At 71.1% G+C, this 24,545-nt stretch carries 21 protein-coding genes, 1 tRNA gene and 1 other RNA gene; 12 read left to right on the forward strand and 11 right to left on the reverse strand.

The features are described 5' to 3' along the window. Window positions 1–41: 41 nt before the first annotated feature. The 3 genes from ssrA (at window position 42) to Cba03nite_RS30245 (ending at window position 1,884) form a co-directional block, all read left to right on the forward strand. Window positions 42–417: a transfer-messenger RNA gene (gene ssrA / locus Cba03nite_RS30235) on the forward strand. 170 nt (window positions 418–587) lie between these two features. Beyond that, the gene (locus Cba03nite_RS30240; RefSeq protein WP_203753471.1) at window positions 588–854 is read left to right on the forward strand and encodes a hypothetical protein; all 267 of its coding nucleotides are present in this window, start codon (window positions 588–590) and stop codon (window positions 852–854) included. Window positions 855–879: 25 nt separating this feature from the next. Further along, complete coding sequence (locus Cba03nite_RS30245; protein ID WP_203753474.1) at window positions 880–1,884, forward strand: hypothetical protein; 1,005 nt, start codon at window positions 880–882, stop codon at window positions 1,882–1,884. Window positions 1,885–2,052: 168 nt separating this feature from the next. Here the strand turns inward: Cba03nite_RS30245 and Cba03nite_RS30250 are convergent, their stop codons facing one another. Next, window positions 2,053–2,631, reverse strand: coding sequence for a nucleosidase (locus Cba03nite_RS30250; RefSeq protein ID WP_203753477.1), 579 nt, complete (start codon window positions 2,629–2,631; stop codon window positions 2,053–2,055). Window positions 2,632–2,782: 151 nt separating this feature from the next. Here Cba03nite_RS30250 and Cba03nite_RS30255 point away from each other — a divergent pair, with 151 nt between their 5' ends. Continuing rightward, window positions 2,783–3,403, forward strand: coding sequence for a YqgE/AlgH family protein (locus Cba03nite_RS30255; RefSeq protein ID WP_203753479.1), 621 nt, complete (start codon window positions 2,783–2,785; stop codon window positions 3,401–3,403). Between the two features lie 175 nt (window positions 3,404–3,578). After that, window positions 3,579–3,654, forward strand: a tRNA-Ala gene (locus Cba03nite_RS30260). 170 nt (window positions 3,655–3,824) lie between these two features. On the opposite strand, the gene Cba03nite_RS30265 is transcribed toward Cba03nite_RS30260, so the two are convergent. Further along, window positions 3,825–4,361, reverse strand: coding sequence for a hypothetical protein (locus tag Cba03nite_RS30265; protein ID WP_203753481.1), 537 nt, complete (start codon window positions 4,359–4,361; stop codon window positions 3,825–3,827). Window positions 4,362–4,624: 263 nt separating this feature from the next. Then, a complete protein-coding gene (locus Cba03nite_RS30270; protein ID WP_203753483.1) occupies window positions 4,625–6,826 on the reverse strand; it encodes a terpene synthase family protein in 2,202 nt (733 codons plus the stop codon). A 149-nt stretch (window positions 6,827–6,975) separates the two neighbouring features. Between Cba03nite_RS30270 and Cba03nite_RS30275 the strand changes: the two genes are divergently transcribed. Beyond that, entirely contained in the window at window positions 6,976–7,704 is a 729-nt protein-coding gene (locus Cba03nite_RS30275; RefSeq protein WP_203753485.1) for a tyrosine-protein phosphatase, read from the forward strand. A 138-nt stretch (window positions 7,705–7,842) separates the two neighbouring features. On the opposite strand, the gene lysS is transcribed toward Cba03nite_RS30275, so the two are convergent. Both lysS and Cba03nite_RS30285 read right to left on the reverse strand, forming a co-directional pair. Next, window positions 7,843–9,573, reverse strand: coding sequence for a lysine--tRNA ligase (lysS, locus tag Cba03nite_RS30280; RefSeq protein WP_203753487.1), 1,731 nt, complete (start codon window positions 9,571–9,573; stop codon window positions 7,843–7,845). A gap of 274 nt (window positions 9,574–9,847) precedes the next feature. After that, entirely contained in the window at window positions 9,848–10,537 is a 690-nt protein-coding gene (locus Cba03nite_RS30285; protein WP_203753490.1) for a sensor histidine kinase, read from the reverse strand. 172 nt (window positions 10,538–10,709) lie between these two features. Between Cba03nite_RS30285 and Cba03nite_RS30290 the strand changes: the two genes are divergently transcribed. After that, entirely contained in the window at window positions 10,710–11,528 is an 819-nt protein-coding gene (locus Cba03nite_RS30290) for an NUDIX domain-containing protein (protein ID WP_203753493.1), read from the forward strand. Window positions 11,529–11,629: 101 nt separating this feature from the next. Here Cba03nite_RS30290 and fdhD read toward each other — a convergent pair whose 3' ends face one another. Together fdhD and Cba03nite_RS30300 are read right to left on the reverse strand one after the other, a co-directional pair. Beyond that, on the reverse strand, window positions 11,630–12,628 hold the full coding sequence (gene fdhD, locus Cba03nite_RS30295) for a formate dehydrogenase accessory sulfurtransferase FdhD (RefSeq protein ID WP_203753496.1): 999 nt from the start codon (window positions 12,626–12,628) through the stop codon (window positions 11,630–11,632). Beyond that, window positions 12,628–14,898, reverse strand: a complete 2,271-nt coding sequence (locus tag Cba03nite_RS30300) for an FdhF/YdeP family oxidoreductase (RefSeq protein WP_203753499.1) — start codon at window positions 14,896–14,898, stop codon at window positions 12,628–12,630. Before Cba03nite_RS30300 ends, fdhD begins: the two co-directional genes overlap by 1 nt. Before the next feature lie 107 nt (window positions 14,899–15,005). Between Cba03nite_RS30300 and Cba03nite_RS30305 the strand changes: the two genes are divergently transcribed. The 3 genes from Cba03nite_RS30305 to Cba03nite_RS30315 all read left to right on the forward strand — a co-directional run bounded on the left by Cba03nite_RS30305 (window position 15,006) and on the right by Cba03nite_RS30315 (window position 18,224). Next, complete coding sequence (locus tag Cba03nite_RS30305; protein WP_203753502.1) at window positions 15,006–15,293, forward strand: hypothetical protein; 288 nt, start codon at window positions 15,006–15,008, stop codon at window positions 15,291–15,293. A 216-nt stretch (window positions 15,294–15,509) separates the two neighbouring features. Next, complete coding sequence (gene ctaD, locus Cba03nite_RS30310; RefSeq protein WP_203753505.1) at window positions 15,510–17,234, forward strand: aa3-type cytochrome oxidase subunit I; 1,725 nt, start codon at window positions 15,510–15,512, stop codon at window positions 17,232–17,234. A 192-nt stretch (window positions 17,235–17,426) separates the two neighbouring features. After that, window positions 17,427–18,224 (forward strand): DNA-formamidopyrimidine glycosylase family protein, encoded by a 798-nt coding sequence (locus Cba03nite_RS30315; RefSeq protein WP_203753509.1) that lies wholly within the window; start codon window positions 17,427–17,429, stop codon window positions 18,222–18,224. A 169-nt stretch (window positions 18,225–18,393) separates the two neighbouring features. On the opposite strand, the gene Cba03nite_RS30320 is transcribed toward Cba03nite_RS30315, so the two are convergent. The 4 genes from Cba03nite_RS30320 to Cba03nite_RS30335 form a co-directional block, all read right to left on the reverse strand. Further along, entirely contained in the window at window positions 18,394–19,677 is a 1,284-nt protein-coding gene (locus Cba03nite_RS30320; protein WP_203753512.1) for an MFS transporter, read from the reverse strand. 162 nt (window positions 19,678–19,839) lie between these two features. After that, complete coding sequence (locus Cba03nite_RS30325; RefSeq protein WP_203753515.1) at window positions 19,840–21,468, reverse strand: glycosyl hydrolase family 18 protein; 1,629 nt, start codon at window positions 21,466–21,468, stop codon at window positions 19,840–19,842. Window positions 21,469–21,589: 121 nt separating this feature from the next. Continuing rightward, the gene (locus Cba03nite_RS30330; protein WP_203753518.1) at window positions 21,590–22,162 is read right to left on the reverse strand and encodes an isochorismatase family protein; all 573 of its coding nucleotides are present in this window, start codon (window positions 22,160–22,162) and stop codon (window positions 21,590–21,592) included. 83 nt (window positions 22,163–22,245) lie between these two features. Continuing rightward, window positions 22,246–23,553, reverse strand: coding sequence for a nicotinate phosphoribosyltransferase (locus tag Cba03nite_RS30335; RefSeq protein WP_203753521.1), 1,308 nt, complete (start codon window positions 23,551–23,553; stop codon window positions 22,246–22,248). A 120-nt stretch (window positions 23,554–23,673) separates the two neighbouring features. On the opposite strand from Cba03nite_RS30335, the gene clpS reads away from it, so the two are divergent. Then, the gene (gene clpS, locus Cba03nite_RS30340) at window positions 23,674–23,976 is read left to right on the forward strand and encodes an ATP-dependent Clp protease adapter ClpS (protein ID WP_203753525.1); all 303 of its coding nucleotides are present in this window, start codon (window positions 23,674–23,676) and stop codon (window positions 23,974–23,976) included. Between the two features lie 10 nt (window positions 23,977–23,986). Continuing rightward, window positions 23,987–24,499 carry a DUF2017 domain-containing protein gene (locus Cba03nite_RS30345; protein ID WP_203753528.1) on the forward strand — a complete coding sequence of 171 codons (513 nt, stop codon included), beginning with the start codon at window positions 23,987–23,989 and terminating at the stop codon, window positions 24,497–24,499. Window positions 24,500–24,545 lie beyond the last annotated feature (46 nt).

Genomic DNA, 24,545 nt, shown 5'->3' on the forward strand with positions numbered 1-24,545 from the left:
AGCGCGGTGATCGCCACCGCGAGTGCGTTCGCGCACGACGAGGGGGTGACAGGTTTCGACATCGTACGTTGAGGCAGGAGAAGCGAGCCGAGGAAGCCGACGTTGTCTCGATAATCATCGTCGGAAAACCATAAGCGCCAACACTTACGTGAAGCGCGACCTCGCTCTCGCCGCCTGAGGCGAGTAGCAGGTCTGTCGGTCTGGGAGTGCCTACGGCCCATGTACCGGCATCAGTTAGTAGGCTGGCCGACTCAGTCCCGTCGCGGGGCTGCTGAGGCGAGATCAATCGCGACTGGGCCCGTCACACCGTCTCGCTCACGTGATCGGTGGGGCCGAGTAGAGGCATAGTGAGCTGCGCTCGGAGAAGCCCTGGCAATGCGGCGATGGACCCGGGTTCGATTCCCGGCACCTCCACCTACCGAAGGCCCCGATCCCGTCCCCGGGACCGGGGCCTTCGTCATGACCAGCCCTTTCTGATCTCGTTGACCGGCTGAACGACCGTTCAAACCTGGGCGAAACTATGGACATCGGACGCCGACGGCGTGACCATCGAACGCAAGGACGTTTCGCGGTCCCGGGGGTGACGTATGGCCACCGATCCAATGGACGAGCTGTCGAACACCGTGCTCGGCCCTGCCGGCCGGCTCGGCGACGTGATCGCCGACGCGCCACGGCTGACGCACCGCGTGCAGGCGCTGGAGTCCGACCGGCGGGCGCTGCTCGACGCGGTGACCTCCCGCCCCGCGGACCGGCACAGCGAGGAGGCGCTGGCGCGCAAGCTGTCCGCCTACCGCCAGCGCAGCGCCGACGTCCTCTACCAGGCGTACGGCGTCGATCTCGGCGGGGAAACCTGAGCCCCCCGCGCCGCGTCTGACCGTCATGGCTTCCGCATCCGGTCCCTCGCGGCGCGCCGCGACGGCTTCCCCCACCCGCCGCCGGCTCCTCCTGCTGGCGCTGCTGCCCGCCCTGCTCGCCACGGGCTGTGGCCGTCCCGCAGGCGACGCCGCAGGCCCCAGTGCCACTTCCGCACCCGCCGACGCGGCCGCCGCCTTCGAGCGCCGTGCCGCCCAGGTCGCGCAGCAGTGGCGCGACTCCGGCCTCACCGCCGCCTGGCGTGAGGGCTTCGTGCCGCTGGCGCCGCTCACCATCGAGCCCGAGCGCGGCTACCCCGACGACGCGGCCAAGATCGCCGCTTCCGCGGGGTGGTATCGGCTGAGCACCACGCTGCCGAAGCAGGCCGGGAACGGCTCGGTCGCCTTCCCCGACGGCAGCAGCCTGCCGGTGCCGGTGATCAGCGCCGACGCGGCGTACCGGGCGCTCGCCCACGGCGGGCAGCCGCAGTGCGATCCCGCGGCCGCGCCCAGCTCCTCCGCCGGCGGCGACGGGTCGGTCTCCGCGCCGGCCGGTCCGTGCGGTGTGCTGACCGTCACGGCGGCGAAGCTCGGCACGGCTCAGCTGCGCACCAGCCGGGGCCTGGCCACGGTGCCCGCCTGGATCTTCACGGTCAAGGAGATGCCCGACCCGATGGTGCGCGTGGCGGTGGCGCCGGAGGCGGTCCGGCCGCTGCCCGAGCTGCCCGTGTCGCCGGTGCCTCAGGAGCAGGACTTCCTGCTGGTCGCGGCGCAGACGCTGGACCGGGTCGCGGAGCGGACCGTCGCCTACCGGGTCGGCGTCGGCGCCTGCGACAAGGACATCGCGCCGCTGGTCTGGGAGTCGGCCGACGTGGTCGTCATCGGCGGCAGCGCCAGCCCGCCGGAAGGCGACCGTGCCTGCGTGGCGATGCTGAAGTTCGCCCCCGTCGAGGTGACCCTGACCAGCCCGCTCGCCGATCGGGTCATCCTCGACGCGGTCACCGGCCAGCCCGTCACCAAGACCATGCCCTGACCCGCCACCCGCGGCGGTGAAGATCGCGGTCTCGTGTCGCGTTGTGGGGTCGCGGTCGCCAAGATCGCGGTCTCGTGTCGGAAGCTGTGGTCAGAGCGCAGATCTCGACACGAGACCGCGATCTTGACGGCGGGAGCCCCACCGGCCCGGCTCTGTGGCAGGCGCTGGTCAGCTGGTGTGCTGCCAGTCGGTGAGCCAGGTGGCGAGGGTACGGGCGCAGGCGTCGACGGACTCGGCCCAGGTCTGGAAGGCGGTGTCGTCCGCCTCGTCGCTGACGTGCTTGATCATGCGGACGGGCACGCCGTGCTCGGCGGCCGCCGCCGCGACCGCGTACCCCTCCATGTCCACCAGCCCGGCGTGCTCGGCCAGGCCGGCGCGCAGCGCGGGGTCGGAGACGAAGACGTCGCCGGTGGCCAGCACCGGACCGGACCCGGCCAGGTCCAGGGGCGCGCCGAAGGTGCGCCCGGTCAGCGCGCGGATCGTCGCCGAGTCGAAGTCGTGCTGGATCACCCGGCTGATCTCGTGGGTGCCGGCCAGCCCCGGGCGCAGCGCCCCGGCCGTGCCCAGGTTCACGATCTCGCGCGGCAGCGGGCCCGCCGCCAGCACCCGGGTCACCGCAAGCGCCGCGTGCACCTTGCCGACGCCGGTCAGCAGCACCGGGTGATCCGTGCGCAGGTGCGCCGCCTCCTCCGGCAGCGCCACGACGATCAGCGGCCGGTCGGAGGTCACGGTGCCGGTGAGTTTCATGCCGGGAAGTGTAGGCGGCGTGTCGGGTTGGTCTCAGACGGTGCGGCACAACCAGGTCAGCGCGGTCGGGTTCACCGAGACGGGGAACTTTGGCGCAGTTGCCACGCGGAGACCCTGACCGTGCCGCCTCCGGACGGATAGGGTGCCAGACATGGCGTCGGGAGAGCCGCACATAACGCGGCACGACAAGGCGGGGAAGGGCACGGGGCGGGACGCGGTGGAGTCACTGACCGGGCACCTGCTGGTTGCCCTGCCCTCGCTGCGAGACCCCAATTTCGAGCGTACGGTCGTCTTCGTCCTGGCCCACGAGGCGGACGGGGCGCTCGGGGTGGTGCTGAACAGGCCCACCGAGGCGGTGGTCGGGGACATCCTGCCCGGCTGGGAGCCGCTGCTGCGCGAGCCCGGAGTGCTGTTCGAGGGCGGCCCGGTGGGCACCGACTCGGCGATCTGCGTGGCCCGTGCCCGCGCGGGCGTGGCCGGCTTCGTCGGCTTCAGCCGGGTGATGGGCCAGATCGGCACCGTGGACCTCAGCCGTGATCCGGCCCGCATCGGCCAGCGGCTGGAGTGCGTGCGGGTCTATCACGGCTACGCCGGCTGGGGTGCCGGGCAGCTGGAGCAGGAGATCGAGGAGAACGCCTGGCTGGTGTTCGAGGCGCTGCCCAGCGACCCGTTCCGCACCCAGCCCGAGGAGCTGTGGTCCCTGGTCCTGCGCCGCCAGGGCGGCATGACCGCCGCGGTGGCCAACTACCCCCCGGACGTCTCCCTCAACTGACCAGCCCACCTCCTGGCCGATCATGAACTCAAGTTCATGATCGACCGGCGTGGCGGGTGCACAACCTCCTGGTCAACTCGCCGGGATACCCGTTTTTGCGAGGGGCCCGGGGCCGTGTACTATTTCGCAGGTGCCCGGGACACGGAAACGTCAAACGGGGACTTACCAGTAACAAGGGGCCGTGGCGCAGCTGGTAGCGCACCACACTGGCAGTGTGGGGGTCAGGGGTTCGAGTCCCCTCGGCTCCACCAAAGAAAGACGCCCAGGTCGTAGACCTGGGCGTCTTTCTTTGTCCGCCGATGATCGCTGGTTCGTGTCAGAACCTGTGGTGTGGCCGCACTTTCCGACACGAACCCCCGATCATGCGCGGGCCCGCTGCTACGCGGGCGGCCAAGGGCGGGGCCGCCGCGGCGGGCGCGCGTCAGTGCGAGATGGTCAGGTTGACCCGGGACACGATGCTCTTGACCTCGCCGCGCCCGTTCAGGCAGTTGATGAGGTCGACGCCGGAGCCGACGAACACCTGGTTGACGTTGCTGCCGAGGAACAGGCCGGCGGTCACGGTGCCGTTGAAGGTCACCACGAGGCTGGAGCCGGACAGCGACGCCGTGCGTACGGCGCTGACCGTGGTGGTCTGGCCGGTGTTCCAGGTGATGGTGAAGTTGACGTTCAGCGTGCCGAGGACCATGGTGCAGTCGTCGAACATGGTGATCGTCTTGCTCTCCTTGCCGGCCACCAGGTTGGGCCAGCGCGGCGCCCGGCAGGGCTCGTACTTGGTGGCGCGGGACACGACCGTGAGCTGGTTCACCAGCGTCAGCGGCGGGCTGAACGTGATGACGTTGGTGCTGTTGGGCGACGTGCAGCTCACGTCGATGACCGCGGCTTCGGCGGGGGCGGCCGCGATGAGGGTGCCGCCGATCGCCAGGATGGCGGTGACGGCGGCGCGGGCGAGTCGGACCACGAGGGCCTCCGGTGTCGGGGACGGACGGGGACGGAGATCACCGAATGTGACTCTTCGGCGATCGCCGATATACTAAGCGTGGCCATAGATCGATAGAGTGTCAGATATCAATGCCTCTCCGGGCTTGAAACAATCTATTAACATCGATAGATTGTGAGCTTCTGGCACAGCTCACGGGCTCGCTGGTGGGGCCGAGCACGCGGCGGCGCGGGCGTCGAGGAGCACCCTCCCCGATACCCGCGCCGCCGCCGTACGGCCCCCGTTCAGTTCAGGTGCACCGGATGCAGCCACTCCAGTACGCGTACCGCGGACATGCCCAGCCCCGACGGCAGCGGCACCGCCGGCGCGTGCGGCAGGCTCAGGCCGGGGCTGCGCTGCGCCAGCGAAGCGGCCGAGTAGCGCACGCACTGCTGGTGCCAGCGCAGGATGCCCGACATCCAGTCCTTCAGGTGGTCGGCGTACGCGCCGAGCTGCCCGCACATCTCGTCGTCCAGGCCCAGCTGCCGGCACATCGCGGGCAGCTCGACCGCCACGGTGTGCTCGAACTGCCGCATGCGCTCGGTCATCAGCTTCGCGACCACGTCCCGGGCGGCGAGCCGGTCGCAGCCGAGGAAGCGTTCCACCACGAACACCATGTTGTGGATCTCGTCCTCGTACTCGATCTCCTTCTGGTACGAGAACACGTCGTTGGTGAAGCAGGCGTAGTCCTGCGCGGCGTGCTCCAGCTGCTGCATCACCCGGTGCTCGTACACCTCGTCGGGCACCTGCCCGGCGTGGGTCAGGCGGGCCAGGCCCATGGTCATGTCCGAGCCGAAGGTGGCCCGGCGCATCTCCACGTAGTCGACCGGGTCGGGCACCCGGTTCTGGAGCTGGTTGGCCAGCTCCCACAGCCAGGACGCGGTCATGTCCTCGACGGACTTGCGGAAGCGGGCCCGCGCGGCCGGCGCCATCGGGCCCGCGGTGCGCCGCCACAGGTCCGCCAGGCCCCGTTCCAGCGGGTTCAGCGGCTCCGGCAGCGCCGCGCCGTCCAGCGGCAGGAACAGCGACAGCCGGGCGTTCTGCGCCTTCGCGCCGAGGTAGTCCCGGCCCCGGCCGTACTGCACCGGGAACAGGTCGTCGCCGTAGGTGCCCCAGGCGAGCCAGTCCGACGACAGCTCGACCTGCTCCGGGGTGCCGTGGGCGTGGATCATCGCGGCGCAGTGCGCGAAGTCGAACCCCGCCAGCGAGCGCTCGTCCCACAGCCCGTGCACGCCGGTGCCCGGCACCGGGTCGAAGAAGCCCATCGACCGGCCCCAGGCCACCACCTGCCGCCGGGCGCGGGCCAGGTGCGGGCTGGTGTGCGGCCGGTACGGCATGTGGAAGGCGGGCAGCGGCAGGTGGCCGGAGCGCCGCGCCAGCGGCACGTGCGCGTACTGGCCGAGCAGGGTCGGGATGCCCGGGGCCAGCGGTCCGCTGCCGGCCCGCTCCTCGATCTTCTGGTAGCGGCTGGACCGGGCGTGCCACTCGTGCCCGCCGGCCTGCCAGTCCTGCAGGCCCTTGGCGTACAGGCTGACCGCGAGCTGCTCCGGCGGGGTGGCCGCGTGCTCGGCGAACATCAGCGGCAGCTCGGTGAGCACCGTGTTCTCGAACTGGTGCAGCCGCGAGGTGAGCAGCTCGCCGACCAGGTCCGCGGCGCGCTGCGGCGCCACCTCCAGGAAGCGCTCCAGCACCAGCACCGCGTTGGAGTTCTCGCCCTCCTGGGCCACCTCGCGCTGGTACGAGAACAGGTCGTTGCGCAGGTGCACCGCGTCGGAGAAGGTGTCGCGCAGCACCCGCAGCGGGCGCTGCCCGGCCAGCCGGTCCGGCAGCTCGGCGCCGCAGGCGTACTCGACCAGGTTGGCCGACCAGGGTGCGCCGCCGACCCGCCGCCGCATCTCGATGTACTCGATGGGGTTGGCGATCCGGTGCCGGGAGATGTTCTCCAGCTCCCACATGGACTCGACCATGAGGTTGTGCGTGCTGGTGACGAAGCGCCGCCGCCAGCCGTCGGACATGTGCGGGACGGTGCGCGCCCACAGGTCGGCCAGCCCCGCCTCGGCCGGGTTGCGTGCCTCGGGCGGCGTCTGCCCCGGCTCGGTCATGAACAGTTCCAGCCGGTCCAGGTACTCCTGCGCCCCCTTGAGGTCGCGGTCGTACTTGAAGGACTCCAGGAAGTGGTCGTCGAAGAAGAAGACCCACACGTACCAGTCGGTGACCAGGTCCAGCGTCGGACAGTCGCAGTCGGGATGGGTGTACGCGCACATCAGCGCGTAGTCGTGCTTGCTCAGTTTCTCCTGGTCCCACACCGGTTCCCCGGACGGGCCGGGTGCGTCGAGCATGCCCATCGCGCGGGCCCACTCGTTGGAGTGGTCGCGGGCGTGCTGCTCGTGCGGATTGAGCCGTGCCGGGTGGGGCAGGTAGAAATCGGGCAGGGTGAACGCTTGCATCACCGTCTCCTGACGTGTTACCTGGCGATGACGTGCAGTTTCGTGGTGCCGCGGCTGCTGACGACGGTACAGCGATTCGCCCGTTTTGAGTAGATTGCGGAAATCATCCTGATCGGCTATGCGGAGCCTGCTCGGCTACCGTGCCGCGTGTGGACAGACACATCGCGTTCGGGCGCGTACACAACTTCCGGGACCTGGGCGGCTATCGCGGGCACGAGGGCAGGACCGTGCGGTGGGGACGGCTCTACCGGTCCGACGCACTGTCGAAGATGGACGACGCCGACTGGGCGCGCTTCACGGAGCTGGGCGTGCGCACCGTGATCGACCTGCGCTACCCGTGGGAGATCGAACGCGCCGGGCGGGTGCGCGAGCACGCCGGGCTGGCGTACCACAACCTCAGCATCGAGCACCGGCCGTACCGGCAGGCCGATCAGGACGCCGACCTGCCCACCGGGCCGTTTCTCGCGGAGAAGTACACCGAGGTGGCCGAGGACGGGGTCGCCGAGCTGCGCCAGGCGCTCGACGTGATCGCCGCCGCGGACAACGCGCCCGTGGTGTTCCACTGCGCCTCCGGCAAGGACCGCACCGGCCTGGTCGCGGCGCTGGTGCTGGCGCTGCTGGACGTGCCGGAGGACGTCATCGTGGCCGACTACGCGCTCACCGAGCTGGCCAGCGAGCGCCTGGTCGCCGACTGGGTCGCCCGCAGCGGCAACCCGCCGACGTGGCGCGGTTACGGCCGCGCCCCCGCCGAGGTGATGACCCTGTTCCTGGCCTGGGTCACCGACAACTACGGCTCGCTGCGCGGCTACGCCGAACAGCGCCTCGGCATCGACGAGCCCTTCGTGACCCGCCTCCGCGCCACCCTGCTCACCCCGTAGCCCGCCAGGCCCGCGGGTCGGGCGCGGCAGCGTGCCGCGGCCCAAGATCGCGTCGATCTTGCGCGAACTGTTAGGGATATGCCCGGAAGGGGCGTGTCGTCCCCACAGTTCACGCAAGATCGACGCAGCAGGGGTGGGTCAGGGGGTGAGGAGTTTGCGGACCTGGTCGGGGCCTACCGCGAGGAGGAGCGTGGGGAGGCGCGGGCCGGTGTCGCGGCCGACCAGGAGGTGGTACAGGAGGGCGAAGAACTCGCGCTGGGCGACCTTGAGTTCCGGGGTGGGCTTGACGTCCATGGGGAGGCCGAGGCGCTGCTTGGGGACGCCGTAGACCAGGGTGGTCAGGCCCTCCAGGGACCAGTGGTCGTCGAGGCCGGACAGGAGGAGGCGCAGGCTCTCGCGCTCGGTGTCGTCGAGTTTGGCCAGCAGGGTGGCGTCGGGCTCGGCGTTGACGCGGGTGCGCTGGTCGACGGGGACCTGGGTGGTGATCCAGTGCTGGGCGCGATCCAGGCGGGGGCGGGTCTCGTCGAGGGAGGTGACCGGGTCGGCCGGGTCGAGGTCGCGCAGGATGCGCAGGGTCTGCTCCGGGTCGCCGGTGGTGATGTCGACGATCGAGGCGAGTGTCCGGTACGGCAGCGGGTGCGGCGTCACCGGCAGCGGGCCGGCGGCGGTGCCCACGGCGCGGCTGTACGCGGCGGCGTCGGCCGGGTTCGCGGCGTCCTCGGCGACCTTGCGGCCCAGGGTGTCCCACTCGTCGTACAGGCGCTGGATCTCCTGGTCGAAGGCGATCTTGAAGGCCTGATTGGGGCGGCGGCGGGCGTAGAGCCAGCGCAGCAGCGGCGGCTCCATGATCTGCAGCGCGTCGGCGGGCGTCGGCACGCCACCCCGCGAGCTGCTCATCTTCGCCATGCCGGAGATGCCGACGAAGGCGTACATCGGGCCGATCGGCTGCTGCCCGCCGAAGACCTCGCCCACGAGCTGCCCGCCGACCTGGAACGACGAGCCGGGGGAGGAGTGGTCGACGCCGCTCGGCTCGAACACCACGCCCTCGTACGCCCAGCGCATCGGCCAGTCGACCTTCCACACCAGCTTGCCCCGGTTGTGCTCGGACAGCCGGATGGTCTCGGTGTGCCCGCACTGGCAGGTGTAGGCCAGCTCGGTCGTGTCGTCGTCGTAGGACACCACCGTGGTCAGGTCGCGGTCGCAGACCGAGCAGTACGGCTTGTACGGGTAGTAGCCCGCCGCGCCGGTGCCGTCGTCCTCGCTCGCCGCGCCGGAGCCCTCGGCGGCCTCCTGCGCCGCCGCTGCCTCTTCCTCGTCCAGCTTGCCCTGCTGCGGCGCGCCCGCCGTGCGGCCCTTGGTGCGGTAGCGGTCCAGCACCGCGTCGATCTTGTTGCGCTCGCGCATGGCCAGCAGGATCTGCTCGCGGTACGCCCCGGAGGTGTACATCTGCGTCTGGCTGATGCCCCGGTACTCGACGCCCAACTGCGCCAGCGACTCGATCATCGCGGCCTTGAAGTGCTCCGCCCAGTTCGGGTACGCGCTGCCGGCCGGGGCCGGGACCGAGGTCAGCGGCTTGCCGATGTGCGCGGCCCAGGACTCGTCCACGCCCGCGACGCCCACCGGCACCTTGCGGTAGCGGTCGTAGTCGTCCCAGCTGATGATGTGCTCGACCTCGTGCCCGCGCCGCCGGACCTCGTCGGCGACCAGGTGCGGGGTCATCACCTCGCGCAGGTTGCCCAGGTGGATCGGGCCGGACGGGCTCAGTCCCGACGCGCAGACGATCGGTTTGCCCGGAGCGCGACGCTCTGCCTCGGCGATGACCTCGTCAGCGAAGCGGGAGACCCAGTCGGCCTCCGGGTTTGCGGCCACGATCGGCACGTCCTTCCATGAGAAAGCGAACCCCCCCATTCTCCCGGATCCCCCAACCCACTTTCACGACGCCCCTCCCCAGCCCCGCCCCCGCCGCGCCCCGGCCCGTGGGGCGGGCCCCAAGATCGCCCGACTTGCCTGGCACATGGGCGTATCTTGGCCGCGCTTTCCCCCACCTGCCAGGCAAGTCCGATGACCTTGGCCGCGGGACGCGCCTCGGACGGGGCGGGGCGGGGCGGCGTGGGGTGGGTGGGTGGGGTGGGTGGGGTGGGGGTTAGACGAGGGCGTGGGAGGGGAGGACGACGGAGGCGGCTATGCCGCGTTCCAGGGACTCCAGCTCGACGCGGATCTCGTGGCGCTGAGCGAGGCGGCTGACCACCTCGATGCCCATCTGGCGCACCGTCGCCGCCGTGACGGGGCTGGGGCCGGCCAGGCGCTGGTTCAGCTCGCGCAGCCGCTGCGCGCCCATGCCGATGCCCCGGTCCTCGACCAGCAGCACCGCCCGGTCGGCCACCTTGCGGGCCTCGACCAGGATCGCGCTGTCCGGCGGGGAGAATGCGGCGGCGTTGTCGAACAGCTCGGCCAGCAGGTGCACCAGGTCGTTGACGACCGGCGCGGCGACCAGCAGGCTCTCGTCGATCACGCCGAACTCGATCCGGCGGTAGTCCTCGACCTCGGAGCGGGCGCCGTGCAGCACCTCGACCAGGGTGACCGGGTCGCGCCGGATCCGGGCCGACTCGCCGCCCGCGAGCACCAGCAGGCTCTCGTCGTTGCGCCGCATGCGGATGGCGAGGAAGTCCAGCTCGAAGACGTCCTTCATGCGGTCGGCGTCCGGCTCGACCTGCTCCATCCGGTCCAGGCAGCTGATCAGCCGGTCCACCATCGCCTGCGAGCGCCGCGACAGGTGGAACAGCATGTCGATCGTCTCGTCCTCGCCCGGGGAGGGGCTGGCTGAGCTGACCATGGCGACCACTTCCTGAACCCGGCTTCCTGTGACCCGGCTTACGGCCCATCACATATACCAGCAGCGGACGCGTCTGGCGAGACTCAATCACGTTTCCTGACAGACGCCGCGCGTACGGCTGAGAATCCGTCTTCCGGTCGACAAAGCCGTCGCGGCGTACGACGCTGAAGTCATGGTCGCCGTCCCGCACCGTCACCGCGTCCGCGCCGTGCTGCTCGACGGCGACGACGTGGTCCTGTTCGAACGGACCCGGCCCGGCGTGCCGCGCTACTGGTCGGCGCCCGGCGGCGGGGTGGAGCCCGGCGACGCGAACCTGCTCGCGGCGCTCTACCGGGAGCTGGACGAGGAGCTGCGGGCCGTGGTCACCCCGCCGGTGCCGCTCACCTTCGTCGACGCGCCCCGCGACGACGGCTGGCAGCGGCACCACCTGTTCGCCTGCCGGCTGCTCTCCATGGACTTCGCGAGCCGGTACGGGCACGAGTTCACCGACCCGGCGAAGGGCACATACGACGTGGTGCGGGTGCCGTTCACGGCCGAGACGATCGGCGAGCTGAACCTGCAGCCCGAGGGCCTCGCCGGTTACCTGCGCCGGGCGATCGACCAGATCTGGCAGGCCGCGCAGGACGGCCGGGCGGCGTACAGCGTCTCCTTCGCCTCGGCGACCCCGGCCGGGGCGCTGCGGCAGGCGCTGCACGAGGCGTTCGGCCTCGATCCCGCCGACGTCTTCGTGGGCACCGCCGACGAGCTGATGAGCGCGGCCGACGTCAGCGCCACCGTGTGGATCAACCCCGACGCCGGCGACCCGCCGTACGGCTGCGAACTCTCCGCCGGGGACTCCCTGGCCCGCGCCACCGGCGTCAGCGAACTCGAACTCGCCACCCGCCTGTGCCGCCTGACCGGCACCACCGCCCTGGTCGCCGACGGCCCCCAGCACAGCTGGCTCGTCGCCGCCGACGGCGACTACCAGCACTCCCACGCCCTCCACTGGTAGGAAAGGAAGGGCACCTTCTTATCGTTTTCGGTAGAGGAAGGGCACCTTCTTAACGCTTCAGGTGCGGCTGGCGTCGAGGAGTGGACCTGCGCGGGGCGGCCTCAAGCCAGGATGCGCTGCTGTCCCGCGTACACATTCATGGTCTGGCCCCGCAGGAAGCCGACCAGGGTCATCCCGGCCTCCTCGGCGAGGTCGACGGCCAGGGTGCTGGGCGCGGAGACCGCCGCCATCACGCTGATCCCGGCCATCCACGCCTTCTGCGTCAGCTCGAAGCTCGCCCGGCCGGAGACGAGCAGCACGTGCCCGGCCAGCGGCAGCCGCCCGGCGCGCAGCTGCATCCCGATCAGCTTGTCGACGGCGTTGTGCCGGCCCACGTCCTCGCGGACGGCGACCAGCTCCCCGGTGGTGGTGAACAGCCCGGCCGCGTGCAGCCCGCCGGTGCGCTCGAACGTGCGCTGGGCCGCCCGCAGCCGGTCCGGCAGGCCCGCCAGGACGCGCGCGCCGACGGTCACCGGATCGGCGGCAACGTCGAACCGCGAGCGGGTCCGGATCGCGTCGATGCTGGCCTTGCCGCACACCCCGCACGACGACGTGGTGTAGAAGTTGCGCTCCACCCCGGCGTCCGGTGGTGCGACGTGGTCGGCCAGCACCACGTCCACCACGTTGTAGGTGCCGGCGGGCGGCCTCGCGTCGAGAAGGCCGCCACCGACCGGCTCGGGCGCGATGCCGGGGCGGCTGCCGCCCGTGACCTGCGAGGCGTTAAGAAGGTGCCCTTCCTCTACGGATAACGTGCTGAGCCTCTGCTCGTCTCGCTGACGCGAGCCGACGAAGGTGCCCTTCCTTTCATCGCCGCAGAGCTGGGCGGTGAGGACGTCGGAGGGGTGGGTGATGACGCCTTCGGTGAGGAGGAAGCCGAGGGCGAGGTCGAGTTCGTCGCCGGGGGTGCGCATGGTGACGGCGAGCGGCGGGCGGGGGCCGCGGCGGTGGCCGACGCGGATCTCCAGCGGTTCTTCCGCGGTGAGGGTGTCCTGGCGGCGCAGTGGGGCGGACCCGCCGAGGTCGATGCGGGTCACCTGCCGCCGTGAGCTCGCGGCGCCCATCAGGCCGGCTGCAGCCGCACGATGATCTGCTTCGAGGTGGGCGTGTTCGAGCCCGCTGCCGTCGAGTCCAGCGGGACGAGCACGTTCGCCTCGGGGAAGTAGGTCGCGGCGCAGCCGCGCACCGTCGGGTACGCGATCACCCGGAAGGCGGGCGCGCGCCGCTCCCCGTCGGCCCACTCGGAGATCAGGTCCACCATGGCGCCGTCGGCCAGGCCGAGCGTGGCGAGGTCGTCGGGGTTGACGAAGACGACCCGGCGGCCCGCCTTGACGCCCCGGTAACGGTCGTCGAGGCCGTAGATCGTGGTGTTGTACTGGTCGTGGCTGCGTACGGTCTGCAGCAGCAGGCGGCCCTCGGGCACCTCCAGCAGCTGGATCGGGCTGGCGGTGAAGCGCGCCCTGCCGTCGGCGGTGGGGAAGGTGCGGCTGTCGCGCGGCGGGTGCGGCAGGGTGAACCCGGCGGGCGTGCGTACCTTCGCCTCGAAGCCGTCGAAGCCGGGCACGGTCTGCTCGATCAGCGCCCGCACGGACCGGTAGTCCTGCGCGTACGACTCCCACGGCACCGTGGACTCCGGCAGCACCGCGCGGGCCAGCGCGCACACGATGGCGACCTCGGACAGCAGCTGCGGCGAGGCCGGGTCGAGGCGGCCGCGGGAGGCGTGCACGTTCGACATCGAGTCCTCGACGGTGACGAACTGCTCCCCGGCGGCCTGCACGTCCCGCTCGGTGCGGCCCAGGCAGGGCAGGATCAGCACGGTCTGCTCGTCGGAGGTGACCACGTGCGAGCGGTTGAGCTTGGTGGACACGTGCGCGGTGAGCGTGCACGAGCGCAGCGCCGCCTCGGTGACGTCGGTGTCGGGCGTGGCCGCGGCGAAGTTGCCGCCGACGGCGAAGAACACCTTGGCGTGCCCGTCGCGCATGGCCCGGATCGCCTCGACGGTGTCGTACCCCCGCCTGCTCGGCATGGTCAGCGACAGCCGGTCGCCCAGCCCGGCCAGCCAGGTGGGCGGCTCGTGCCAGATGCCCATGGTGCGGTCGCCCTGCACGTTGGAGTGGCCGCGCACCGGGCACAGGCCCGCGCCCGGCTTGCCGATCATGCCGCGCAGCAGCTGCACGTTCACGATCTCCTGGATGGTGGCGACCGCGTCGCGGCCCTGGGTGAGCCCCATGGCCCAGCACACCACGGTCGCCTCGGACTCCGCGAACAGCCGCGCCGCGGCCTCGATCTCGGCGGGGGACAGGCCGGTCGCGCGGGCCACCAGCTCCGCGTCCAGCTGCGCCAGCCCGGCGGCATAGTCCTCGAAGCCTGAGGTGTACGCCGTGACGAAGCTCTCGTCCACCGCGCCCCACGCCAGCAGCAGCGCGCCGATCGCCTGGAACAGGGCCAGGTCGCCGCCGACCCGGACCGGCAGGTGCAGGTCGGCCAGGGGGGTCCCGGAGCCGACCAGGCCGCTCGCCTTCTGCGGGTTCTTGAACCGGATCAGGCCCGCCTCGGGCAGCGGGTTGATCGAGATGATCTTCGCGCCACGCTGCTTGGCCCGCTCCAGCGCGGTGAGCATGCGCGGGTGGTTGGTGCCCGGGTTCTGGCCGACCACCACGATCAGCTTCGCGTCGTGCACGTCGTCGAGGGTGACCGAGCCCTTGCCCATGCCGATGGTCGCGCCCAGCGCCACGCCCGACGACTCGTGGCACATGTTGCTGCAGTCCGGCAGGTTGTTCGTGCCGTACGCCCGCGCGAACAGCTGGTACACGAACGCCGCCTCGTTCGAGGTGCGCCCGGAGGTGTAGAACAGCGCCTCGTCCGGCTCGATCGCCCGGAGGTGCTCGGCGGCCAGCGCGAACGCCTGCGCCCAGCCCAGCGGCCGGAAGTGCGTCGCGCCCGGGTGCTTGACCATCGGCGTGGTCAGCCGGCCCTGCTGGCCCAGCCAGTAGTCGCTCTTGTCGGCAAGATCGGCCACGGAGTGCCGGGCGAAGAACTCGGGCGTGATGCGGCGCAGGGTGGCCTCCTCGGCCACCGCCTTGGCCCCGTTCTCGCAGAACTCGGCGTGCGCGCGGTGCTCCGGGGCGGGCTCCGGCCAGGCGCAGCCGGGGCAGTCGAAGCCGCCCGCCTGGTTCACCCGGACCAGGGTGAGCGCGGTGCGGCGTACCCCCATCTGGTTGACCGCCGCGGCGAGGCCGTGCCCGACGCCGGGCAGCCCGGCGGCCGCGGCCTTGGGGCCGCGCACGGTGAGATTCCGGTCACCCACGTCGTCGCGCGGAGGCTTCTTCGCCATACCTCAAACGATCTCACGTCCAGGCCGCGCTGCCGAGCGGGGCCGGGACTAACCTGAGGCGTCGCCGGCACCCCGACCGGCGGCATCCCTATCTGGGGAGGATGATCATGAAGGAATGGATCGCCGGCCTGCTGGCCGTGCTGGGCACCCTGCTCGTCCTGGCCGGTGCCACGGTCACCGTGGTGAAGACCCTCACGCCCGACCCGGCGGGCGCCACCACGACCGACCCCCTGGGCGGCACCGCCGCCACCAACGGCAACCGCTTCTCCCGCTGGCTGCACCGCATCAACGCGGCCGACCGGCTCATCGGCTGGGGCGTGATCCTGCTCGCGCTGGGCGCCGTCGCGGCCGGCGCCATCGAGTTCAACCTCGGCGCCTCGGCGGGCACTCGCTGACCTGCGCGCCGTCCACGCGCGACGGCCCGGCGCCCCTCCGGAGGGGAGGGTGCCGGGCCGTCCCCGTGGATAAACCGGCGTGCCAGGTGCACCCCGTGGTCCGCGGCCCCTCGCGAAGGATTATTCTGCCTCCGAGGTACGCCTCGAATGATCAATCCGGGTGGCGGCGCGAGAGTGGGGCGCCGCGGCAGCCGGGCCAGCTACAGGAGGCCAGACGTGACCACCGTCGCACCGCAGCCGATCGCGACCCGGCCATACCCCGTGCGCAAGCTCACCAAGGGTTCCGCGATCGCACGGCTGCTGCGCACCACGGACGCGAAGCAGATCGGGATCATGTACATGGTCACCGCCTTCGTGTTCTTCCTGATCGGCGGCCTGATGGCGCTGCTCATGCGCGCCGAGCTGGCGCAGCCGGGCATGCAGTACCTCTCGCCGGAGCAGTACAACCAGCTGTTCACCATGCACGGCACGATCATGCTGCTGTTCTTCGCGACGCCGATCGTGTTCGCGTTCGCGAACTACGTCGTGCCGATCCAGATCGGCGCGCCGGACGTCTCGTTCCCGCGGCTGAACTCCTTCGCGTACTGGCTGTACCTGTTCGGCGCGAGCCTGGCCACGGCCGGCTTCATCACCCCGGGCGGCGCCGCCGACTTCGGCTGGTTCGCGTACGCGCCGCTGAACGACGCGATCAACTCGCCCGGCGTCGGCGCCGACATGTGGATCGCCGGCCTGGTGCTGTCCGGTCTGGGCACCATCCTCGGCGCGGTCAACATGATCACGACGATCCTGACCCTGCGCGCGCCCGGCATGACGATGTTCCGGATGTCGATCTTCACCTGGAACATCCTCGTCACCAGCCTCCTGGTGATCATGGTCTTCCCGCTGCTGGCCGCCGCGCTGCTGGCCCTGCTGGCCGACCGCCGCCTCGGCGCGCACGTGTTCGACCCCGCCACCGGCGGGCCAATGCTCTGGCAGCACCTCTTCTGGTTCTTCGGCCACCCCGAGGTGTACATCGTCGCGCTGCCGTTCTTCGGCATCATCTCCGAGGTCATCCCGGTCTTCAGCCGCAAGCCGATCTTCGGCTACACCGGTCTGGTCGCCGCGACCCTGCTGATCGCCGCGCTGTCGATGAGCGTGTGGGCGCACCACATGTTCGCCACCGGCCAGGTGCTGCTGCCGTTCTTCTCCTTCCTGAGCTTCCTGATCGCCGTGCCCACCGGTATGAAGTTCTTCAACTGGATCGGCACCATGTGGCGAGGGCAGATCACCTTCGAGACGCCGATGCTGTTCTCGCTCGGCTTCCTGGTGATCTTCCTGTTCGGCGGCCTGTCGGGCGTGCTGCTGGCCAGCCCGCCGATCGACTTCCACGTCTCGGACTCGTACTTCGTCGTCGCGCACTTCCACTACGTGCTCTTCGGCACCATCGTGTTCGCCGTGTACGCCGGCATCTACTTCTGGTTCCCGAAGATGTTCGGCCGGATGCTCGACGAGAAGCTCGGCAAGGTGCACTTCTGGCTGACCGTGATCGGCTTCAACGCCACCTTCCTGGTGCAGCACTGGCTCGGCGCCGAGGGCATGCCCCGCCGCTACGCCGACTACCTGCCGGGCGACGGCTTCACGGCGCTGAACATGATCTCGACCGTCGGCGCGTTCATCCTCGGCGCCTCCACGCTGCCGTTCCTCTACAACGTGTGGAAGTCGTACCGCACCGGCCCCGTGGTCACCGTCGACGACCCGTGGGGCCACGGCAACTCCCTGGAGTGGGCCACGAGCTGCCCGCCGCCCCTGCGGAACTTCGACCGCATGCCCCGCATCCGCTCGGAGCGCCCCGCCTTCGACGCCAAGTTCCCCCACCTGGCCGTCTCCACCGGCACCAAGGCCCCCGTCATCGAGGCCCCCAGCTACTCCCACGGCAAGCAGGGCGGCGACCACGAGGTCTAACCCCACCCAGCCCACCAAGGGCCCGGTCCCACCACGGACCGGGCCCTTCCTTTTCTGCTGCGTTGATCATGAACTTAAGGGCGTGTTCGACGGTGTGTCGCTGCCCTAACTTCATGATCGATCTCGCTCGGCGGAGGCCGGGGCGAGTGGCGGGTGGGGTTGGGCGGGGGTGGGTTGGGGCAGGATGGGGGCATGCCGGAGGGGGACACCGTCTGGAACACGGCCAAGGTGCTGCGGGAGGGGCTGCAGGGAGCGGTGCTGGCCGCCTCGGACTTCCGGGTGCCGCAGCTGGCGACCGTCGATCTGGCCGGATGGACCGTGGCCGAGTCGGCCTGCCGGGGCAAGCATCTGCTGCTGCGCCTGGCGTCCCCGGCGGGCCGGGCCCTGACGCTGCATTCCCACCTGCGTATGGAGGGGGCCTGGCGCGTGTACGCCCCCGGCGAGCGCTGGACCGCCCGGCCCGCGCACCTGATCCGGGTGGTGCTGCGCGCGCCGCAGGCCGTCGCGGTCGGCTACCACCTGCACGAGCTCAAGCTGCTGCCCACCGAGCGGGAGGCGGAGGTGGTCGGCCATCTCGGGCCGGACCTGCTCGGATCCGACTGGGATCCCGGCGAGGCGGTTCGGCGGCTGTCCGCCGACCCGGCTCGCCCGATCGCCGAGGCGCTGCTCGACCAGCGCAATCTCGCCGGGATCGGCAACCTCTACAAGTGCGAGCTGCTGTTCCTGCGCGGGGTGTGGCCGTGGACGCCGGTCGGCGACGTGCCCGACCTGCCCGGCATGGTGACGCTCGGCCAGCGCCTGCTGTCCGCGAACCGCGGCCGCTGGACCCAGTCCACCACGGGCTCCCTGCGCCGCGGCGAGACCAGCTACGTGTACGGCCGCCGCGCCCAGCCCTGCCGCCGCTGCGCCGGGCCCATCAGCAAGGACGGCGAGGGCGAGCGCATCACCTACTGGTGCCCCCGCTGCCAGCCCACCCACCGCCCCACCTGAGCTACTTGGCCCGCGTCACGCGCCCGGTTCACGGGCCCCGGGTGGCGCGGCGCGGCCCGGTTCACGTGGCCAGGTCATGATCGGCGGTTCGTGTCGGAACCTGTGGTCAGACCGCAGATCTTGACACCGGACGCCGATCTTGGGCTGGGCTTCGCGGGTGTGGCGGCTGCTAGCGGGGCGCGACGGGTTCGACGGCGGGGAGGGTGGCTCCGGCGCCCGCGATGGGGGCCTCGGCGAGGATCACCCCGGTGTCGACGGCCGTCACCGGAGCGGTGGCGGGGCGGGTGCCGGCGCCGGCCAGGCGCCAGAGGGGGAGTGCGATCAGGACCAGGAGCAGGCCCGCCGCGCCGGTGGCGGCGAACGCCCAGTGCGGCCCGTACCCGTCGATGATCGCGCCGGCGAACGGGGCGCCCGCGGCGACGCCGACCGTCAGCGCGGTCCCGTGCAGGCCCATCGCCTCGCCGCGCGCCCCGGACGGCACCCACTTGCTCATGGTGTCGATGGACGCCGACAGCGACGGCGCGCACAGCACCCCGGCCGGGATCAGCGCGAGCAGCAGCCACCACCAGCCGCCGCCGACCAGCCCGACGGGGATGGTGAACAGCGACAGCCCACCGGCCAGCAGCAGCGGCGACACGCTGCGGTGCAGTGCGCCGTACACGAAGCCGCCGATGAGCGAGTAGCCGCACCAGACGGCGATGACCAGGCCGGTCCAGTTGGTCTGGCCGGTCTCCTTGAGCGAGGCGATCACGGTGAGGTCGGTGGCGGTGAGCACGAAGGTCAGCACGGAGCTGACGCCTAGCAGCGCGAACAGGCGCGGGCGCAGCCACTGGCGGCGCGGCACGGCGGCGTCCCCGGCTCCGGCCTCCTCCGCGGAGCGGGTCGGCGGGTCGAGCACGATCAGCAGCAGGCCCGCGCCGACCACGCCGATGCCGACGGCGTACATGGTGGGGCGGCTGCCGAAGGCGGTGACGGCGGCGACGGCCGCGGCGGGGGCGAGCATGTAGGACAGCTCGACCGCCATCGAGTCGAGGGCGAACCCGGGGCGGCGCTGGTCGGCCGGGACGAGCGCGGCCAGGCACTGCCGGACCAGGCTGAACACGGGCAGCGCGAGCACCCCGGCGACGAGGGCGCCGATGAGCAGCGCGTGGTATCCGAGCCGCGGCGCGGCGATCCAGAACAGCAGCTGGGCGACGGTGGTCACGGCGAGCACGGGACGCAGCCCGTGCCGGTCCATCAGCCGCCCGGCCAGCGGGGAGCCGATCGCGGAGCCGAGGGTGGAGGCGGTGCCGACGAGGCCGGCCTGGGCGAAGCCGAGGTGCAGCGTGTTCACCACGTGCAGGGTGAGCACGATGCCTGTCGCGATGACCGGGACACGAGCCACCAGCCCCACCAGCAGCAATGCGCGTACGCCGGGGAGTCCGAGGATCTTGCGGTAAGGCTCGATGGTCATTTGGGTCTTTACCTCCGGCAGCCATCCTGCCCGAGCACCCTGACCTGGCGGCAGTGGTTATCGGCGCCGCGATGGTCATCTCGATCACACCGGGGGCACAAAGGCGGCGGCCCGCCGGAACCCCGAGGTTCCTGGCGGGCCGCCTGGAAAAGCCCTGCTGGATCAGGCAAGGCCGTTCTTGATCGCGGTGATCAGCTCACCGTTGGAGGTGTCACCGAACAGCTCCCAGAAGAACGCGCCGCCCAGGCTCTGGTTCTTGGCCCAGGTCATCTTGCCCGCGATCGTCGAGGGGGTGTCGTAGCTCCACCACTGCCCACCGCTGAAGCAGTAGGCGGTGCCGCCGACGGTGCCGTTGGCCGGGCACTTGGTCTTGAGCACGTGGTAGTCCTCGTTGCCGGCCTCGTAGGTGCCGGGCGCGGCCTGGGTGGCCGAGCCGCCGGGCGCGGCCTGGGTGACGCCGGTCCAGCCGCGGCCGTAGAAGCCGATGCCGATGAGCAGCTTGGCCGACGGGACACCCTTGCTCTTCAGCTTGGCGATGGCCGCCTCGGTGCAGAAGCCCGCCTGCGGGATGCCGGCGTAGCAGTTCAGCGGCGAGTGCGGAGCGGTCGGGCCGGTGGCGGCCCAGGCGCCGAAGAAGTCGTACGTCATCGGCATGTACCAGTCGACGTACTGCGCGGCCGCGCCGTAGTCGGTGAGGTCGAGCTTGCCGCCGTTGCTGCCGTCCGCGGTGATCGCGGCGGTGACCAGGTTGTTCGCGCCGAACCGGTTGCGCAGGGCCTGCATCAGGTTGCGGAACGCGAGCGGGCCGCTGCTGTCGCAGGACAGACCACAGGCGTTCGGGTACTCCCAGTCGATGTCGATGCCGTCGAACACGTCGGCCCAGCGCGGGTCCTCGACCAGGTTGTAGCAGGAGTTCGCGAACGCGACCGGGTTGGCCGCGGCCTGGCCGAAGCCGCCGGACCAGGTCCAGCCGCCGAACGACCACACGATCTTCAGGTTCGGGTGCAGCTTCTTGAGCTTGCGCAGCTGGTTGAAGTTGCCGCGCAGCGCGCCGGCGTCCCAGGTGTCGGCGACGCCGTCCACGCTCTCGGCCGCCGAGTAGGCGCGGTCGTAGTCGGTGTACGAGTCACCGATCACGCACTGGCCGTTGGTGACGTTGCCGAACGCGTAGTTGATGTGCGTCAGCTTCGCGGCCGAGCCGCTGTTCTGGATGTTCTTCACGTGGTAACCGCGGCCGTACTGCGCCCAGTTCGTGAAGTAGCCGATGACCTTCTTGCCCGGGTTCGGGTTGGTCGGGCTGGTCGACGGGCTGGGCGAGCTGCTCGGCGAGCTGCTCGGCGAGGCGCTCGCCGAGGGGCTGGCCGAGGGGGAGCTGCTCGGGCTCGCCGACGGGCTGGAGCCGGTGGCGCAGTTGGCGCCGTTGATGGTGCACGCGGTGGGCGTGCCCGAGCCGGACGTCACGAAGCCGAACGACGTGCTGCCACCGGGGGCGAGCGTGCCGTTCCACGTGCCCGTGGCGGTGCGGGTCTGGCCGCTGCCGGTCAGGACGGCGTCCCAGGAGGAGGTGACGGAGGTGCCGGCCGGCATCGTGAAGACGACGGTCCAGGTGACGGAGGCGCTGGTGCCGTTGTTGATGACGTACTTGCCCTCGGCGCCACTGCCCCAGTTGGACGTCTGGGTGTAGGTGGCGGTGACGGTGCCGGCAGCGTTCGCCATGGTCACGGCCCCGATGGAACCGGCGACGACCATGGCCGCGGTTGCGGCTATCAGGCGGGCCCTTGTTTTGAGCATGGCTCTCCCTTAGTGATTGACACCTATCCCCCCGATGGCGCCAAACATTAAGTTAACTTTCCTTAAAAAGGAAGAGCGCTTGCCTAAAACCTCCCTTAAGGAGCCCTGAGCTGGGATTTCGTTACGCGTTAACGATCTCCACGCCCGCCTCGCGAAGATCGCCGAGCGCCCGCTCCGTCGATTCGGGAGCGACGCCGGCGGTCAGGTCGAGCAGGACGGTGGTCCGGAACCCCTCGCGCGCGGCGTCCAGCGCGGTCGCGCGTACACAGTGGTCGGTGGCGATGCCCACCACGTCGACCTCGGTCACGTCCCGCGCGCGCAGCCACGCGGTCAGGCTCTCCCCGTTGCAGGCGCCCTCGAAGCCGGAGTACGCCGCGGCGTACTCACCCTTGAGGAACACGGCGTCGACACGCTCGGTGTCCAGGTCGGGGTGGAACTGCTCGCCGGGGGTGTCCGCGACGCAGTGCACCGGCCAGCTGGCGGAGTAGTCCGGCGGGTTGCCGAAGTGCGGGCCGGGGTCCTGGTGGTGGTCCTTGGTGGCCACGATGTGGTCCCAGCGCCGGTGCTCGGCCACCGCGTCCGCGGCCAGGTGCGCCGACACTCCCGCGGCGACGGCGGCCCCGCCGGTGACCGGCAGCGATCCGCCCTCGCAGAAGTCGTTCTGCACGTCGACGATGATCAGTGCGCGGGACATGGGCGGCCTCCCCGGACGGCTGGGCGGTGGTGCGCTCACCACCGCCCCTCATGCTGCTCCGGCGAGACCGCCAAGCGCAACGATCACGTGGCGGCGGTCACCGTGACCGGCACCGCCGGATCGCCCGCGGACAGCTTCAGGCCCTCCCACGGGATCGTGATCAGACAGTCGCGCAGGTGGGTCCGGCTCTGCTCCAGGCCGGGCAGGTCGGCGACCGGCTCCCCGCCGCGGACCAGCGGCCGCTGCAGCAGCCGGTCGCCCGGCTGCGGGTCGGCCGTCACCGCGGACGCGCCGGTCAGCACGATCTCCTCGACCGCGGTCCCGGTCGGCTTGTGGCGGCGGTACGCCGTCTTGCGCCCGCCCACCGTCGCCTTGTTCTCCGAGCGCTTCACCACCGGCCGGCCGTCCACTTCGACCAGCTTGTAGACCAGGCCCGCGGTCGGCGCGCCGGAGCCGGTCACCACCGCGGTGCCCGCGCCGTACACGTCGACCGGCTCGGCGGCGAGCGCGGCGATGGCGTACTCGTCCAGGTCGCCGCTGACCACGATCTTGACGTCGGGCGCGCCCAGCTCGTCGAGCAGCGCGCGGGACTGCGCCGCCAGCACCGACAGGTCGCCGGAGTCGATGCGCACGGCGCGCAGGCCGGGCCCCGCCACCGCGATCGCGTTGCGGATGCCCTGGCTGATGTCGTACGTGTCGACCAGCAGCGTGGTCTGCTCGCCCAGCGCAGCGACCTGGGACGCGAACGCGGCCTTCTCGTCGTCGTGGAGCAGGGTGAACGCGTGCGCGGCGGTGCCCGCCGTCGGGATGCCGTAGCGCAGCCCGGCGGCCAGGTTCGAGGTCGAGCCGAAGCCGGCCAGGTACGCCGCGCGGGCCGAGGCCACGGCGGCCTCCTCGTGCGCCCGGCGGGAGCCCATCTCGATCAGCGGGCGGCCCCGGGCCGCGGTGACCATGCGGGCGGCGGCCGCGGCGATCGCGCAGTCGTGGTTCAGCACGGACAGGATCAGCGTCTCCAGGATCACGCACTCGGCGAACGTGCCGGAGACGGTCAGGATGGGGGAGTTGGGGAAGAACAGCTCACCCTCGGCGTAACCGTCGACGTCCCCGGAGAAGCGGAACCCGGCCAGCCACTCGGCGGTCGCGTCGTCGACCACGCCGGTGCGGCGCAGGAAGTCGACCTCGTCCGGGTGGAAGGTGAAGGCGGCGAGCTGCTCCAGCAGCCGCCCGGTGCCGGCCACCACGCCGTAGCGGCGGCCCTGCGGCAGCCGGCGTGCGAAGACCTCGAACACGCTGCTCCGGTGGGCCGTGCCGTCGCGCAGCGCTGCGCTGATCATGGTGAGTTCGTAGTGGTCCGTCAGCAGCGCCGGTGCTCCCGCACCCGTCTTTTGCATCCCGACAGCCTATGGCGTGGCCGGATCTTGCGGGCGCCTGCCCCGTACCGGACGGTCCTCCGTATCTCGGCACGGCATGGGCTCGTCCGTACCTGTGTGTTGCCGGAATCAACTCGTAGGATGGGGGACGTGACCGCCGCCCCACAGACCGTACCGGTCGACAAACCGGACATAGACGAAGCGTCGGAGTTCGCCCGACCGTGGGTCACCATCGTGCACAACGATCCGGTGAACCTGATGAGCTATGTGACCTGGGTTTTCCAGCAGCTCTTCGGTTACAGCAGGGACAAGGCCGAACTGCTGATGCTCGACGTGCACCAGAAAGGCCGTGCCGTCGTCTCCGCGGGCGCTCGCGAGCGCATGGAGCACGACGCCACCCGGCTGCACTCGTACGGGCTGTGGGCCACGGTCGACAGACAGTGAGCGAGCGCGCATGACCATCTTCCGCCGGGTCGGGTCGGAGTGTGTGGCGGACTTCCGTGAGGACGAGGTACGGGTGCTGCGCAAGGTCGCCGAGGAGGTCGTCGGCCTGCTGACCGACGGCTTCGACCGCGAGGACCCCGTCGTCGAACGCCTGTTCCCCGACGTCTACCCCGCCGACGCCAAGGACTCCGCCGAGTTCCGCCGCTTCACCGAGGGCGACCTCAAGACCGCCAAGATCGACCAGGCCGGCGCCGTGCTGGCCGGTCTCCCCGAGGCCGGCAAGGGCGAGGTGCGCCTGGACGCCGAGTCGGCCGAGGCCTGGCTGCGCGCCATCAACGACGCGCGGCTCGCGCTCGGCATCCGCCTGGAGCTGACCGACGACACCGTGGTGGAGTACGAACTGGAGGAGGCGCTGGAGCAGGACGCCGGCTCCGCCCGCGTCTTCCAGCTCAGCGTGTACTCCTACCTGGGTTACCTCCAGGAGTCCCTGCTCGACGCGATCATCGGGGTCAACAACCGGTGATCGTGCGGCGGATCACATGGCTGTCCGCGCGTGGGCGCGGGTCGGT

It is taken from the genome of Catellatospora bangladeshensis (genome assembly GCF_016862575.1).
Taxonomy (GTDB): Bacteria; Actinomycetota; Actinomycetes; order Mycobacteriales; family Micromonosporaceae; genus Catellatospora; species Catellatospora bangladeshensis.